Origin of the sequence: Streptomyces sp. NPDC088553 (assembly GCF_044752965.1) — a bacterium.
GTDB lineage: Bacteria > Actinomycetota > Actinomycetes > Streptomycetales > Streptomycetaceae > Streptomyces.
Window position 1 is genome coordinate 934,885 of sequence record NZ_JBIVMG010000001.1, and the last position, 14,165, is coordinate 949,049.

Below are 14,165 nucleotides of genomic sequence, written 5' to 3' on the forward strand. Positions count from 1 at the left end.
CCGTGTTCCGCTGCTTAGGCTTCAGCCATGCGCGTACTGATCGTGGAGGACGAGCCCTACCTGGCCGAAGCCGTCCGTGACGGGCTGCGGCTGGAGGCGATCGCCGCCGACATCGCCGGCGACGGCGACTCGGCCCTGGAACTGCTCAGCGTCCACTCCTACGACCTCGCGGTCCTCGACCGCGACATCCCCGGCCCCTCCGGCGACGAGGTCGCCCGGCGCATCGTCGCCTCCGGGAGCGGCATCCCGATCCTCATGCTCACGGCTGCCGACCGGATCGACGACAAGGCCTCCGGGTTCGAGCTCGGCGCCGACGACTACCTCACCAAACCGTTCGAGCTGCGGGAGCTCGTCCTGCGGCTGAGGGCGCTCGACCGCAGACGCGCGTACGCCCGGCCTCCGGTCCGCGAGCTCGCGGGCCTGCGGGTCGACCCCTTCCGCCGGGAGGTCTTCCGGGACGGACGTTACGTCGCGCTCACCCGCAAACAGTTCGCCGTCCTCGAAGTCCTCGTCGCCGCCGAGGGAGGGGTCGTCAGTGCCGAGGAGCTGCTCGAACGGGCCTGGGACGAGAACGTCGACCCCCTCACCAACGCCGTACGCATCACCGTCTCCGCCCTGCGCAAGCGGCTCGGCGAACCATGGATCATCGCCACCGTGCCGGGCGTCGGCTACCGCATCGAGACCGGCCCCGACCCCGTCCGCCCCGGCACCGCGCGTGGCTAGACGCCGGGGGCTCAGCGCGCGCATGAAACTCACCCTCAGCTACGCCGGGTTCCTCGCCGTCGCCGGCGCTCTGCTGCTGGCCGTGGTGTGGGGATACCTGCTGCGGTACGTCCCCGACAACCCGCAGGGCCTGCTCGGGGTCTCGCCCAACCGCTGGCTCCTGGTCCGCACCTTCTTCCCCGCGGCCGCCGTGGCGATGGCCGGTCTCCTCGTGTTCGGCCTCGTCGGGGGATGGTTCCTCGCCGGCCGGATGCTCGCACCGCTCAGCCAGCTCGGGGACGCGGCGCGGAGGGCCGGGGACGGGGCGCTGTCCCACCGGATCCGGATGAAGGGCCGCCAGGACGAGTTCCGTGAACTCTCCGACGCGTTCGACTCGATGCTCCAGAAACTGGAGTCGCACGTCGAGGAGCAGCGCAGGTTCGCCGCGAACGCCTCCCACGAACTGCGCACCCCGCTGGCGATCTCGCGGGCACTCCTCGACGTCGCCCGCGAGGACCCCACCCGTGACCGGGAGGAGCTCGTCGCACGCCTGCAGGCCGTCAACACGCGGGCGATCGACCTCACCGAGGCCCTCCTGCTGCTCAGCCGCGGCGACACCGGCACCTTCACCCGCGAGAGCGTCGATCTCTCCCTCCTCGCCGAGGAGGCCGCCGAGACGCTGCTCCCCCTCGCCGAACAGCGCCGGACCACGCTCGACGTCACCGGTGGCGAGGCCCGGACCAGCGGCTCGGCGGAGCTCCTGCTGCGGATGGTGACGAACCTCGTCCAGAACGCCGTCGTCCACAACCTCCCCACCGGCGGCACCGTGACGGTCCACACCGAGACGGTCCGCACCGGGACGGGCGGCGCCACGAGCGTGCTGCGGGTCGAGAACACGGGCCCTCAGCTCCCGCCGGACCTGGTGCCGACCCTCACCGAACCCTTCCGGCGGGGAGCGGAACGCGTGCGCACCGACGAACACGCCGGCGTCGGCCTCGGCCTGGCCATCGTGCACAGCGTCGTCCGCGCCCACGACGGCTCCCTCGCCCTGACCCCCCGCCGCACCGGCGGCCTCCTCGTCACGGTCCGGCTTCCCGGCGCGCCCTAGGGGGCGTCCTCCGCCGGCGAGGGCCGGGCGGGCGGGGCATCGGGCACGGCGGCGGGCGGGGCATCGGGCGCGGCAGCGGGTGGGGCGGCGGGCGCAGCCCCGCCTTGACGGTCGGCTCGGGAGAGCAGCCAGTGGCCCGAGACTCCCGTCGTGAACAGGCCGGTGACGAGGGCGAGCAGCGAGACGCCCGGACCCGAGGTCCAGTCCACCGCCCGGAAGTGGACCGCGAGGACGACCGCCGCGACCAGCGCGATCAGCGGGACCGCCCGCAGCGCCGGGCGGATGCGGGTCAGGTCGTCCTCGGCCAGCGCGCCGAGGACTCCGACGCCCAGCGCGAGCGCCCACACACCGAGGCCCTGCGCGTCCGCGCGGTTCACCGTCCACGGCACGAGCGCGCCCCAGAAGCCGGGGAAGGCGAGCAGCCCGGCGCCGATGCCCAGCCATCCCGAGCCGACGACGGCGAGCGGCGGCTTCGACCAGGCGGGCAGCGGTACGGCCGGCCGCCGCGGCGCCGCGCCCGTACGCCCGGCGGGCCTCCGGTACTGGGCGACGAGGCAGCCCACCGCTCCGAGGGCGAGCAGTCCCAGCGTGGCGACCCAGCCGAGGCTGAAGAGGGCGAGGAACAGCGGGCCGCCCTCAGCCGCCTGGAGGGAGCCGCCGTTCAGCAGGCTCACCGTGAACAGGCCGGTCAGCACGATCACCAGCGGCAGCACCAGGCTCCGTACGTCCACCCAGAGGCGCGCCCGCCCGATCGTGAACAGCGCGGGGGCCACTCCGGCCATCGCGGCTCCGATGAGCCCGGGGCTCAGCGCCTCCGGGGACACCCAGGCGCCCGCCGCGTACCCGAACAGGCTCGTCACGGTGAGCAGGGCGCCGGTGGTGAGGCTGATGCCGCCCACGACGGCACTCAGGACGACGATGCCGGGCGACAGTTCCTTCTGGACGGCCATCAGTTGCTCCCGTCCGCTCCGGCACCGGCGACACCGGCATCGACACCGACCACGGCACCGGCACCGGCACCGGCCGGCCGCGCGGTCGGCGGACCGGGTGGATCCAGCGGCGCGTCCGTGGACTCCCCCTGTCGTCTGAGGACTTCGCGGCCGTGCAGGACCCGCAGACTCACCACTGTGACCGCCGCGTACGACAGCATTCCCGCGCCGATGCCGACTCCCGCGATCAGGGACGTGAGCCGGTCCAGGCCCATCGTCCGCTCCAGTACGGGCACGGTCACCGCCGAGAAGGCGGGCGCCAGGCACTGGGCCGCCAGGTGCAGCCGCCACTCCTCCCGCGCCCAGACCCCTCCCCGCCCGCGGGCGCGCCTCGCGCGGACCGCGATGACGGCGTACGTCAGCACGTACGGGACGAGGTACGCGACCAGCAGCCGTCGCCCCTGCGTCCCCTGGCCGAGGAGGGCGTACGTGATCCAGCCCAGGCCCGCGGCGCCCAGGACGTGGGCGGCGACGAGGACCGGGCCCGGCGCCCAGGTGCCGGCCGGGCCGGGGGCCTCGGTCCGCCGGTCGAGGGCCCGCGAGGCGAGGAGCGCGCCGAAGGCGACGAGGGCGCCGAGGTGCATGATCGCGACGCGGTTGATGTCCTGGAGGGAGAGCCCGGGGTACAGCGCGGGCAGCGCGCCCCATTCGAGCCGCAGCAGCGGGGCGGTCATCAGGAAGCCGTAGCAGAGCAGCAACCAGCGCTGGTGCAGGTCCGGGAAGCCACGCAGGGCGGCGAGGACGCCGAAGGTCACGCTGCCGACCGTGCCCACCAGGATCGTCGCGAGGACGATCCAGAACGCGGCGCCGCTGAAGGCCTCCGTCGGCGGGGTGCGCAGGAGGTAGAGCGCCGCGCCGGCCATCGACACGTACACCGTGCCGGCGAAGACGGTTCCGAGGACGCGGTGCAGCCGGATGCGGCGCCGTACCGCCGAGAGCAGCTGCACCGGGCCGAGCAGCATCAGGAGGCCGCCCAGGACCGAGTGGACGATCAGCGGGACCAGGCTGCGGGTGTACGGCCCCATCCGGTCGCGGACGGCATCGGCCACGAACTCCGCGGAGACGGACCGGCCGAGGAGCCACTCGCCGATGGCGGGGGCTCCGGGTGTGGCGTACGGCCAGAGTTCGGTCATGGCGATCGGCGCGTACACGAGGCAGACCACCGTCACGGCGACGGCGGAGACCCGCCCCCACCTGATGCCCGTACCCGTACGCGTACGTGAATCCGTGCTCGTCGAACGTCCCACGGCGCATCCCCCTCCACCGTCCACGGCGCCGGTCGGCCGCGATAGTCCTTTCTGGACTATGGAGGAAGGTAGGGCGGGGCAACGCCGGGGTCAACCGGTCAGTAACAGGAATCAGGACTCGCGGGCGGGAATCAGGATTCGCGGCTCTCGACCCAGTGCCAGAAATCGACCATCATCCGCTCGTACCGGATGCCGAACTCCAAGGCCTCGCGCTGCCCGCGCGTCAGCAACTCACCCACCTCACCCGCGAGTTCCTCGTACTCGTCGAGGGTGCGCCGGTGCTCCTCGATCTGCACCGGGGCGTGGACCCGCGGGCTCGCCCCGAACCACAGCTTGAGGATGCCGCGTTCCCGCGCCTCGACCGGGACGAAGGCGGGGTCGGCCAGCCAGCCGCGGAGCGCCTCCGCCCCCTCCTCGGTGAGCTTCATCTGGCGCCGGTTCCGGCCGCCGGACTGTCTGACCTCCGAGAGCAGCCCCGCCTCCAGGAGCCGGTCGCACTGCGCGTAGACCTGCGCGTGCGGCATGGACCAGAACGGCGCCACGGTCCGCGCGGCCTCGACCTTCACGTCGTACGGGCTGGCCTCACCCAGCTTGTCGATGATGCCCAGCACCAGGAAGGAGGGCGTGGTCAAGCGGACTTCAGACATGCGTCCGACGGTATCGCGAGGGCCCGTCCCACCCTGCCGCCTAGGTGACGGGTCTTGTCCCACCGGGTGGGGACAGCAGGGGGACCGCCGGATCCCAGCGAGGGGCCGCCATGTCCGTCAGCCCGCCCGGCAGCCCCGCGTCCCACCCTTCGGGGAACACCCCCGCCGACACGCCCGCCGACTCACCCTCCAGCTCGCTCTCCAGCTCGCCCTCCGGGCACAGGACGTCGTCGAGATCCGTCAGGCGGATGAGCCGGAGGATCCACGGCTGGTCGCAGACGAGCCGCCAGCGCGCCCCCCGCTGCCGGGTGCGCCCGGCGCAGTGGGCGAGGAGGCCGAGCCCGGTGGCATCGCAGAAGGTGAGGCGCCGGATGTCGACGGTCAGGGCCTCGGACTCCCGCACGAGGGCGTCGAGCTCGGGCCGCAGGTGCCGTACGAGGACGAGGTCGAGTTCACCCCGGAGGGCGGCGACGGTGACGCCGCCGGTCGAGCGGACGACCATATAGGGGTCATGACGGGGGATCAGCTGCATCGGGCGCTCCACAGGGTGGCTCCATGTGTCGCTTCGAGCGTGGACGCCCCCCTTCCGGGAGGGACGTTTCGCCTCGGCCTCTGTCACCTGAATCGGTGAACGTTCGAGCCACTTCCCCTCGTACGGACGACCGATGTGCGCACATACGGCCACACCCTCCGGTCTCTCCTCCCCCTCACACGTCCAGCTCGACGTCCGTCAGGGGATACGCGACGCACGCGTGCGCGTACCCCGAGTCCGGGTCGGAGAGCCGGAGCCTGGCCTCCTCCGCGTGGTGGACCTCGCCCTTGAGGACACGTACCCGGCACAGGCCGCACTCGCCCGAGCGGCAGGCGGACTCGGGGCGGATGCCGGCGTCCTCCAGGGCGTCCAGGAGGGGCCGACCCCGCGGGGTCCGGAAGGCGGTGCCGCGGGCGGCGACCGTGACCCTCTCCACCGGATCGGCGCCGGCCGGCCAGTGCGGCTGCCGGGTGGGATCGGCGGGGGCGCCGTTGGCCTCGAAGCGGATCCGGCGGCGCGGATGTCCGAGCCGATCGGTGAGCTGGCCGAGGGCGTACGGGTAGAGGGCCTGGGGCCCGCACACGTACACCATCCGCCCGTCGAGCGACCCGGCGAGCTCCGTGACGCGTGCGGCGGTCAGCAGTCCGGTGGGGCCCTGCCACCGCGGGTCCGGTTCCTGGAGGACGTGGTGGACGCGGATGCCGGGGCGGTCGGCGGCGAGGGCGTCGAGCTCCGCGCGGAACAGGATGTCGTCGAGGGACCGGGAGCCGTAGAGGAGATGGAAGCGCCGGTCGAGGCCCCGGTCGGCGATCTCCCTGATCATGCTCATCGCGGGTGCGACACCGGAGCCGCCCGCGAGGAAGACGACGTCCTCGCCGTGGAAGAGCGGGTTGTGGTGGAAGGTGCCCTGGGGGCCGGTGGTCGTCAGGGTGTGACCGGTGGCGAGGGTGTCGAGCAGGTGGTTGCTGATCCGCCCGCCGGGCACGCGGCGCACGGTCAGGTCGTAGTGGCTCAGGTCGGCCGGGCTGGAGGAGATGGCGTACGGCCGGTTCGTCCCGTCCGTGAACACGCCGACGTACTGCCCGGCGAGGAAGGGCGGCAGGTCGGTGCCGTCGGGGCGGCGGAGCCGGAAGGTGCGGGTGCTCGGCGTCTCGTCGACGACGCGGTCGACCCGGAGGTCGAGCCGGCGCGGGTGGTAGGTGTCGATGGTGCGGCGGGTCCGCGCGGTGTGGTCGGCGGCGTCGGCCGGGCGGGCCGCGATCTCGTCCCGGATGCGGTCCGCGTCGGCGAAGCGCGCGGCGAGGTGATGAGGCGTCACAGGTGTCTCCCGGTCTCTTCAGGCGGCCTTGGACCGCAGCAGGCGCCGGGCCACGCGCGCGCCGGCTTCGAGGGTGGGCTGGAAGCCGCCCATGCCGGACCAGGATCCGGCGAGGTGGAGGCCGGGCACCTGCGGGTGGATTTCGCTGTCGCGGAACTGCCAGCTCTCGGTGGCGTCCTGGTCGTAGCCGTAGATCGCACCGCCCGGGTGGCCCAGGTAGCGGGTCATGGTGAGCGGGGTGGCGACGTCGACCTCCTCGATGACGCCGCGGATGCCGGGGGTGACGGTCTCGACGAGGTCGAGCAGCGTCTCGGCGTAGGCGAACTTCTCCCGGGCGTACGCGGCGGGGTCGACCCCGTCCCAGGCGGAGCCGTACTGGAGTGTCATGAGGCTGACGTGGGTGGCCCCGCGGGGCGCGAAGCCGATCGGCTCGACGTCGTACGAGGTGACGCAGATGCCCCGGGCCGGTTCGCGGGTGCGCCAGGAGGCGGACGTGCGGTCGGGGTCCAGGTCGGTGTTGACGAAGGTGGTGCTCGTGGTGAAGCCGACTTCCGCCGGGGTGGCGTCGAGGCCCATGTGCAGGACGAAGCCGGAGACCCCGATCCGACGGGATGCGAGGTCGGCGCGGACGGCGCCGGGGATGTCGAGGCCGTCGAGCATGCCGTAGGTGACGGGCAGGGAGGCGTTGGAGACGACGTCGGTCGCGGTCACCTCCTGGCCGTCGTCGAGGCGGACGCCGACGGCCTTCCCGCCCCGCGTCAGGATCGCGTCGACGGCGGTGTGGAACCGGACGGCGCCGCCGGCCTCCAGGAACGCGTCGAGGATCGCGCTGGACATCGCCTGCGATCCGCCGCGGAGGTGCCAGGGCTTGAACTCCAGGTACGCGAAGAGGACGAGTGCCAGGTCCTGGAAGGGCAGCCGGGACGGGGGCTGGCCGAGGTAGCCCCAGTAGGAGGCGAGGACCGCCTTGAGGCGCTCGTCCTCGAAGTGCTCGTCGAGGACGTCCCGCGCGGGCCGCAGGCCGTGCCGGAACAGGAGCTCGTCCACCTGGTCGGCGGGGGTGCCGCGCATCGCGGCGATCTGCCAGAAGGTGAGGTCCCGCACGAGGGCGAAGAACCGTTCGAGGCGGGCGCGGTTGCCGGGGAAGTGCGCCTCCAGGGTCGTGGTCGCGGCCTCCCAGTCCGCCGGGAGGGTCACGTCGAAGGAGCCGGGCACGACCGTGCGGTAGAGGTCGGGTTCCCTGACCCAGGTCAGCCGGTCGCCGATGCCCAGGTCGTCGAAGAGGGGTCGCAGCGTGAACGCCTGGCCCTCGGCGCCGATGCCGGAGAGCTGGTGCAGCGCCACCTCGAACTCGAACCGGCCCCGGCGGAAGGAGGTCGCGCAGCCGCCGGGCACGCTGTGGCGCTCGACGAGCAGCGTGCGGGCGCCGGCGCGCTGGAGGGTGGCGGCGGCGGTGAGTCCGGCGTTGCCCGCGCCGATGACGACGGCGTCGAAGTCCGCGCGGCTCACCGCTCGCCCTCGGGGGCCGTGCCCGCGGCGGACGCGGCGAAGGCCTCCTCCTTGATGCGGTCGAACTGGGCGCCCATGGCGGCGGAGAGCGCCTGCGCGGCGGAGAGCGGCCGGACCATGACCATGAAGTCGTCGATCCTTCCCTCCTCGTCGAGGTGGAGGAAGTCGCAGCCGTTGATCTCCATGTCGCCGACCTTCGCGGTGAAGACGAGGGCGTGGTCCCGGCCGTCGTCGCTCCCGATCTCGCGGACGTACGTGAAGTCGGTGAAGACGCGCATCACTCCACGCAGGATCGCGGCGGTGATGGCCTTGCCGGGGTACGGGCGGAAGGCCACGGGGCTGGTGAAGACCACGTCCTCGGCGAGCAGCGCCTCGATGGCGGCGTGGTCCCGGTTCTCGACGGCGGTACGGAACGGATGCATCACGACTCCATATGCAACTTGTTGATTAGGTGCAAGTGCAGCTAACCGCATCGCCCGGGTGCCGTCCAGGGGGCGGTCGGCCCCGCGCCCGCTTGCGACCCCGCCCCTGCCGCCCCGGGCCGGACTCCGACCCCGCCGCTCCCCCGCCTCTTCGCCCTGTACGAGGGCCTCACGACCTTGGCGTGAGCCGCCCCCGGCAGGCCCTCGACCGCCGACCGGGCGCGGGTGACGCCGGGCGGAGCGTCGGCCATACTGGCCCGCGGCATTCCAACGGGGGCGTGCCGCACAGGGGGTGGCGAGTGGACGGCGTGGACCTGCCGGAGCGCATCGGCGACTACACCGTGGAACGCGAACTGGGTGCGGGCGGCATGGGAACGGTGTACCTGGCACGGTCACGGGGCGGACGCACCGTGGCGGTCAAGGTGGTCCGCCCCGAACTGGCCGCCGACCCGCATTTCCGCGCCCGGTTCCGCGCGGAGGTCGACGCCGCCCGCAAGGTCGGCGGGTTCCACACGGCGCAGGTGGTCGACGCCGACCCGGACGCGGCGGCCCCCTGGCTCGCGACCGCCTACATCGCGGGGCCGACGCTCTCGGGACTGCTCGCCGAGCGGGGGCCGATGGACGAGGCCCGACTGCGTCTGCTCGGTGCGGCGTTGGCGGAGGCGCTGCAGGCCATCCACGACTGCGGCCTGATCCACCGGGACCTCAAGCCCGGCAACATCATCATGGCCGACGACGGTCCACGGGTGCTCGACTTCGGTATCGCCCGGGCCCTGGAGGGGACCCGGCTGACCTTCACCGGCGCGGCCTTCGGCACCCCCGGCTTCCTGGCCCCCGAGCAGGCCCAGGGTCACGAGGTGGGCTGCGCCGCCGATGTGTTCGCGCTGGGCGCGGTGCTGGTCGCGGCGGCCGGCGGGCAGGCGTTCGGGGAGGGCACCCCGGTGATGCTGCTGTACCGGGCCGTGCACGAGCCGGCGGACCTGTCCGCCCTGCCCGAGGGCATACGCCCGGTGGTCGCCGCGTGTCTGGCCAAGGACCCGGCGCACAGGCCCACTCCCCGAGGACTGCTGGACCTGTTGGCCCCGGACACCGCCGTGAAGCCGACGGCGGACGCGGCTGCCCACCCGCCGACACAGGCCTCCCACGCGACGCCGACCGCGGCCTCGACGCCCTCACCCTCACCGGCGCCGACCGCGGCCTCGAAACCCTCACCGACACCGACCGCCGTGTCCGCCGCGGCACCGGCCGGCGGGAACATCGCCGATGCGGCGACCGTCGGCGCGGCCCCGCGCGCCACAGCCCCGCGCGCCACAGCCCCGCGCGCCGAGTCCCGGGGCTCCGCGTCCCCGCCGGGAAACGGGAGGATGCCCACCCGCCGGGTCGTCGCCGCCGCGGCCGGAGCCCTGCTCGTGCTCGGCGGCGCGGCCTACGGCGTCTACGCGTCCGGAGGACCGGGCTGGGGGTCGGGCTCGGGCTCGGGGTCGGGCTCGGGCTCGGGCTCCGCCGGCTCCTTCCCCGAGGCCACGCACAAGCTCGTGATCCCCGAGTCGATGCTGGACGGCGCCTACGGGCGCAACATCAGGCTCCGCGTCCCCGCGGACCCGCAACCGGACACCACGAGCCAGAAGGGCTCGACGCAGTACTCCGCCGACTACACCGTCACCAGTATCGGCATCGACAGGGGGGTCACGTTCCGCACGGTGCACTTATACGGCTCGTCCGGACGGTACAAGAACCCGGAGGGGGATCGGGACAGCCTGATGAGAGCCGTGACCGTCACGGGAAGTGAGATCGTCAGCGATCCCCCCAGAACGATCCGGGTGCCCGGCTCGGACGTCGATTTCCGCTGCCAGACAGTGGACGGAGAGACCGTGTGCGGCTGGGGCGACGCCAACACCGCCGTCGCGGTCGCGTTCACCCCGAGCGCCTCTCTCGAAACGGCGGCGGCGGAGACCCGCAGGATCCGCGACGCCATCCGCAGACCGATCAAGGCCCCGACGGCCTCTCCCTGATCCGGCCTGACCGACCGGGCACCCCCTGGCCCCTTAGGACCCTTGGCCCGCCGGGCTCGTCCCCGCCGTCCCTGCCGTCACCGCCGTCAGCGGGATCCGGCGGAACTCCACCGTCTCGTACGCGCTCCGGGTCCCCGTCTCGTGGAGGAGTCCGATCGTCGCCCCGTCCAGCTGGACGAGGTCCGAGTACGCGCCCTTGTTCCGGGACACGGTCAGCCTCTTCGTGAAGGTCCGGCCGCCGTCCTCGCTGCTCCAGAGGGCCGGCTCGGCGCGGGACGTCGGTACCGAGGGGGCCGAGAACACCAGGCTGCCGCCGGGGCCGCCCACGTACAGCAGACTGCCCTGGACCACGGGGACGCGGTCCAGGGCGGGTTGGGGTGCGAAGGGGTGCGGCAGCCGCGTCCCGCCCCGGCTCGCGTAGGCGTCGGCACGGTTGCCCGGGCTGGTGCCGAGCTGGTCGCGCGCACTGAAGTACAGCCTGCCGTCCGGCAGTTCGGCCGCGGTCGACTCGTTGGTGTTGACCGTGCCGTCGTACGTGTCGTCCACGAAGCCCACCTGCCAGGACCGGCCTCCGTCGTCGCTGTAGAGCGCGTGCGCCCCGTAGTACCGGGACTCGCGGCCGGTGTCGCCCGAACCTTCGGGGGGTGCGGTCGAGTGGTTGGCGGGTACGACGAGACGACCGGCGTACGGCGGGCGGGTCAGGGCGATGCCATGGCCGGGGCCCGTGGCGTACCAGCGCCAGTCGGGACGCTTGACGGTGTCGGTGATCTCCCGCGGCTCCGAGAACGTCCGCCCGTCGTCGGTGCTCCGCTGGACGAACACCCGTCGGCTCCGCGCGGCGGGCACCTCGCCGCCCAGGATCTGCGCCTCGGTGGCCTCACCGCCGTTGTACGCGCTCAGCAGGACGACGTCGCCGGAGCGCGGGTCGACGACGGGGGCCGGGTTGCCGCGGCTGTCGCCGTGTCCGGCGGCGGCGACCACCGTCGGCCCCCAGGTGCACCCGCCGTCCTCCGACCGCCGCACCACGACGTCGATGTCACCCGTGTCCCCGGCGCCGCCGACCCGCCCCTCGGCGAAGGCGAGCAGGGTGCCGGCCGGGGTCCGTACGACAGCCGGGATGCGGTAGGACGCGTATCCGCCGACGCCCGAGGTGTACGGGACGGAGGCCTCGCACGGGGCCGCGCCCCGACGATCGCCCGCCGCCCCGGCCACGGCTTCCGCGGCCCGCTCCCCCGCGGCGGCCGACGCGCTGGACATCCACCCGGCGGCGTACGGCACCCCGACCGCGCCCAGCCCCGCGGCGGCCACGGCAAGACCCGCCATCATCCCTGCGGTCACACGTCTCACGGGTTTCCTCCGGTGCCGCTCACCGCCGACGCCCTCGCCCACCCGGACGGGACCGCGCGGCGAACTCCGGCCGCCCACTGTAGCCGTGACGACGCGCCGCCCCAGGCGCGTCGCCGAGCTCGCCGGCCGTCGTCGAGGACGCCGCCGCGCGGGCCGGGCCTGGCTAGCCCGCGAAGCGGGCCATCCAGGACTCGACCTCCGCCGACGTGCGCGGGAGGCCCGCCGACAGGTTCTCGTGGCCGTCGTCGGTGACGACCAGGTCGTCCTCGATCCGGACGCCGATGCCGCGCCACTCCTCCGGGACCGTCAGGTCGTCGGGCTGGAAGTACAGCCCGGGCTCGACGGTGAGCACCATGCCCGGTTCGAGGACGCCGTCGACGTACTCCTCCGTGCGGGCCTGAGCGCAGTCGTGGACGTCGAGGCCGAGCATGTGCCCGGTGCCGGCCATCGTGAAGCGGCGCTGGAGACCGAGGGCGTACGCGCGGTCGACGGGGCCCTCGATGAAGCCCCACTCGACGAGCCGCGCCGTCAGGTGCCGCTGGGACGCCTCGTGGAAATCGCGGTACGGGGCCCCCGGCTTGACCGCGGCCATGCCGGCCTCCTGCGCCTCGTACACCGCGTCGTACACCTGGCGCTGGACCGGGGTGAACGTGCCGCTGATCGGCAGCGTGCGGGTGACGTCGGCGGTGTAGAGGGAGCGGGTCTCCACGCCGGCGTCGAGCAGGAGCAGTTCGCCGGGGCGGACCGGGCCGTCGTTCTCCGTCCAGTGCATGATCGTGGCGTGCTCGCCGGCGGCGCAGATGGAGCCGTATCCGACGGCGTTGCCCTCCAGACGCGCCCGGCGGAAGAAGGTGCCCTCGATCCACCGCTCGGAGGAGGCGACGGCCTTCGACAGCTCGCCGACGCAGTCGGTGAACCCGCGGACGGTCGAGTCGACCGCCTTGCGCATCTCGCCGATCTCCCACGCGTCCTTGACGAGCCGGAGTTCGGAGAGGGCCCCCTCCAGCTCCTCGTCGCGCTCCTCGTCCGTGGTGACCGCGGCTTCGAGTGCCGGGTCGATGCCGCGGACGATCCGGGTCGGCACACCGGACCCCGCGGCCAGGTCCTCGGCGATGGTCCGGACGTCGCGGCAGGGCAGCCCGAGGACGACCTCGGCCTCGGCGAGCGAGCGGCGCCGGCCCATCCAGAGCTCGGCCGTGTAGCCGATCCAGAACTCGTCGTTGTCCCGGCTGTCGCGCGGCAGCTGGTAGCAGTAGGCCTCGTGGCCGCCGTCCGCGCGGGGTTCGAGCACGAGGGCGCCGTCGCGTGCCTGGTCGCCGGTCATGTGCACGTATCCCGTGTACGGGCGGAAGGGGTACGTGTCGTCGTTGGAGCGGGTCTTGAGGTTGCCGGAGGGGATCACGAGGCGCTCGCCGGGGAAGCGCGCGGACAGCCCCGCGCGGCGGCGGGCCGCGTACGGGGCCTGCTCGTCGGGTTCGAGCCCGTGCCGCTCGGTGTCCGCCCACCCCGACCTCATCAGGGTGGAGAGTTCCTCGGAAACGCCTTCGTAGAGGCCGTTCTTGCGACCCTTCGCCACGTCCTGCACCTTCTTCCGGATGAGTACCTCGACCGCCGTGGGCCGGCGACCCCGGGAACGTACTCCGCGGCGCGGACTCCGGTTGCCTAAGACCGCCACTGGCACGGATCGGCCACGGCCGGGGCGTCCACCGGGGTCTATCGGGGTCTATCGGGGCGTCCAGGCGGCGGCCGGCCAGTCGTACTCGGAGAAGCCGTCCGGAAGCTCGCCGCAGGAGGAGAAGGTTCTGAGGGCGAACGTTCCCGTGGGCTCGTACCAGTCGACGTCCACCGTGTCGCCGGTCCCGGGGTGCTCGAAGCGGAAGCCCAGGTCGGAGACGTTCTCGCTGAGGAGCTTCCAGCCGTCCCGCTCCAGACGGAGGCGGGTGCGCGCCTGTGCCGAGCGGGCCGTCGCCCGCGGCACGTCCGTGACCTGCCACATGAGCTCGAAGGTGCGTACGTCGAGGCGACCGCCGTCGATGTGTGCGAACCCCCTGAGGCCGCGGTACGAGCAGGGGCGTGTCTCCACCCGGGACTCCACGCCGGGGGTTCCGGCCAGGGCGGCCTCGTCGTACACCCGTTGCGCTCGCGCCTTGAGGCGCGCGGCGACCGCGTCGGGGTCGGCCTTGGGGTACGGCGGGCCGTTCCACAGGTAGTGGCCGGCGGCGACCAGGCCCACGGCGATCAGGACGTGGAGGAACGGCCGCGCCACTCGGCCCGGACGGCTTCGGGCAACAGCACTCATGATCGTGAGAGTAGGACGGCCACCCGGCACCGC

Annotated in this window: 13 protein-coding genes; 3 read left to right on the forward strand and 10 right to left on the reverse strand. The window is 73.4% G+C overall.

Annotation, left to right across the window (positions count from 1 at the left end; translation table 11 throughout):
• Positions 1–27 precede the first annotated feature (27 nt).
• Both ACIP8Z_RS04130 and ACIP8Z_RS04135 read left to right on the forward strand, forming a co-directional pair.
• Positions 28–723, forward strand: a complete 696-nt coding sequence (locus tag ACIP8Z_RS04130) for a response regulator transcription factor (RefSeq protein ID WP_402078419.1) — start codon at positions 28–30, stop codon at positions 721–723.
• On the forward strand, positions 716–1,810 hold the full coding sequence (locus ACIP8Z_RS04135; RefSeq protein WP_402078422.1) for a sensor histidine kinase: 1,095 nt from the start codon (positions 716–718) through the stop codon (positions 1,808–1,810). Before ACIP8Z_RS04130 ends, ACIP8Z_RS04135 begins: the two co-directional genes overlap by 8 nt.
• Here the strand turns inward: ACIP8Z_RS04135 and ACIP8Z_RS04140 are convergent.
• From ACIP8Z_RS04140 to ACIP8Z_RS04170, 7 genes are all read right to left on the reverse strand, one after another.
• Positions 1,807–2,760 (reverse strand): hypothetical protein, encoded by a 954-nt coding sequence (locus ACIP8Z_RS04140; protein WP_402078425.1) that lies wholly within the window; start codon positions 2,758–2,760, stop codon positions 1,807–1,809. The genes ACIP8Z_RS04135 and ACIP8Z_RS04140 overlap by 4 nt on opposite strands.
• Complete coding sequence (locus ACIP8Z_RS04145) at positions 2,760–4,046, reverse strand: DUF2306 domain-containing protein (protein WP_402078427.1); 1,287 nt, start codon at positions 4,044–4,046, stop codon at positions 2,760–2,762. The genes ACIP8Z_RS04140 and ACIP8Z_RS04145 overlap by 1 nt, the downstream gene beginning before the upstream one ends.
• 131 nt (positions 4,047–4,177) lie before the next feature.
• Entirely contained in the window at positions 4,178–4,693 is a 516-nt protein-coding gene (locus tag ACIP8Z_RS04150; RefSeq protein ID WP_383866335.1) for a PadR family transcriptional regulator, read from the reverse strand.
• A 40-nt stretch (positions 4,694–4,733) separates the two neighbouring features.
• Positions 4,734–5,225 (reverse strand): STAS domain-containing protein, encoded by a 492-nt coding sequence (locus ACIP8Z_RS04155; RefSeq protein WP_402078430.1) that lies wholly within the window; start codon positions 5,223–5,225, stop codon positions 4,734–4,736.
• A 175-nt stretch (positions 5,226–5,400) separates the two neighbouring features.
• Positions 5,401–6,543, reverse strand: a complete 1,143-nt coding sequence (locus tag ACIP8Z_RS04160; RefSeq protein ID WP_402078432.1) for a 2Fe-2S iron-sulfur cluster-binding protein — start codon at positions 6,541–6,543, stop codon at positions 5,401–5,403.
• 18 nt (positions 6,544–6,561) lie between these two features.
• Positions 6,562–8,052, reverse strand: a complete 1,491-nt coding sequence (locus tag ACIP8Z_RS04165; protein WP_402078434.1) for a phytoene desaturase family protein — start codon at positions 8,050–8,052, stop codon at positions 6,562–6,564.
• Positions 8,049–8,474: a nuclear transport factor 2 family protein gene (locus ACIP8Z_RS04170; RefSeq protein ID WP_402078436.1), complete on the reverse strand. Its 426-nt coding sequence runs from the start codon at positions 8,472–8,474 to the stop codon at positions 8,049–8,051. Before ACIP8Z_RS04170 ends, ACIP8Z_RS04165 begins: the two co-directional genes overlap by 4 nt.
• A 299-nt stretch (positions 8,475–8,773) precedes the next feature.
• Between ACIP8Z_RS04170 and ACIP8Z_RS04175 the strand changes: the two genes are divergently transcribed.
• Positions 8,774–10,486 carry a protein kinase gene (locus ACIP8Z_RS04175; protein WP_402078437.1) on the forward strand — a complete coding sequence of 571 codons (1,713 nt, stop codon included), beginning with the start codon at positions 8,774–8,776 and terminating at the stop codon, positions 10,484–10,486.
• A gap of 33 nt (positions 10,487–10,519) precedes the next feature.
• Here ACIP8Z_RS04175 and ACIP8Z_RS04180 read toward each other — a convergent pair whose 3' ends face one another.
• From ACIP8Z_RS04180 to ACIP8Z_RS04190, 3 genes are all read right to left on the reverse strand, one after another.
• Positions 10,520–11,743 carry an exo-alpha-sialidase gene (locus ACIP8Z_RS04180; protein ID WP_402078923.1) on the reverse strand — a complete coding sequence of 408 codons (1,224 nt, stop codon included), beginning with the start codon at positions 11,741–11,743 and terminating at the stop codon, positions 10,520–10,522.
• A gap of 253 nt (positions 11,744–11,996) precedes the next feature.
• Positions 11,997–13,409 carry an aminopeptidase P family protein gene (locus ACIP8Z_RS04185; RefSeq protein ID WP_402078440.1) on the reverse strand — a complete coding sequence of 471 codons (1,413 nt, stop codon included), beginning with the start codon at positions 13,407–13,409 and terminating at the stop codon, positions 11,997–11,999.
• A gap of 147 nt (positions 13,410–13,556) precedes the next feature.
• Positions 13,557–14,132, reverse strand: a complete 576-nt coding sequence (locus ACIP8Z_RS04190) for a hypothetical protein (protein WP_402078443.1) — start codon at positions 14,130–14,132, stop codon at positions 13,557–13,559.
• Positions 14,133–14,165: the final 33 nt, after the last annotated feature.

What these genes read in the sequence shown, in the direction of transcription:
- ACIP8Z_RS04130 (WP_402078419.1), top strand. Translation starts at nt 28, where the DNA reads ATGCGCGTACTGATCGTGGAGGACGAGCCCTACCTGGCCGAAGCCGTC.
- ACIP8Z_RS04140 (WP_402078425.1), bottom strand. Translation starts at nt 2,760, where the DNA reads ATGGCCGTCCAGAAGGAACTGTCGCCCGGCATCGTCGTCCTGAGTGCC.
- ACIP8Z_RS04150 (WP_383866335.1), bottom strand. Translation starts at nt 4,693, where the DNA reads ATGTCTGAAGTCCGCTTGACCACGCCCTCCTTCCTGGTGCTGGGCATC.
- ACIP8Z_RS04155 (WP_402078430.1), bottom strand. Translation starts at nt 5,225, where the DNA reads ATGCAGCTGATCCCCCGTCATGACCCCTATATGGTCGTCCGCTCGACC.
- ACIP8Z_RS04170 (WP_402078436.1), bottom strand. Translation starts at nt 8,474, where the DNA reads ATGCATCCGTTCCGTACCGCCGTCGAGAACCGGGACCACGCCGCCATC.
- ACIP8Z_RS04180 (WP_402078923.1), bottom strand. Translation starts at nt 11,743, where the DNA reads ATGTCCAGCGCGTCGGCCGCCGCGGGGGAGCGGGCCGCGGAAGCCGTG.
- ACIP8Z_RS04190 (WP_402078443.1), bottom strand. Translation starts at nt 14,132, where the DNA reads ATGAGTGCTGTTGCCCGAAGCCGTCCGGGCCGAGTGGCGCGGCCGTTC.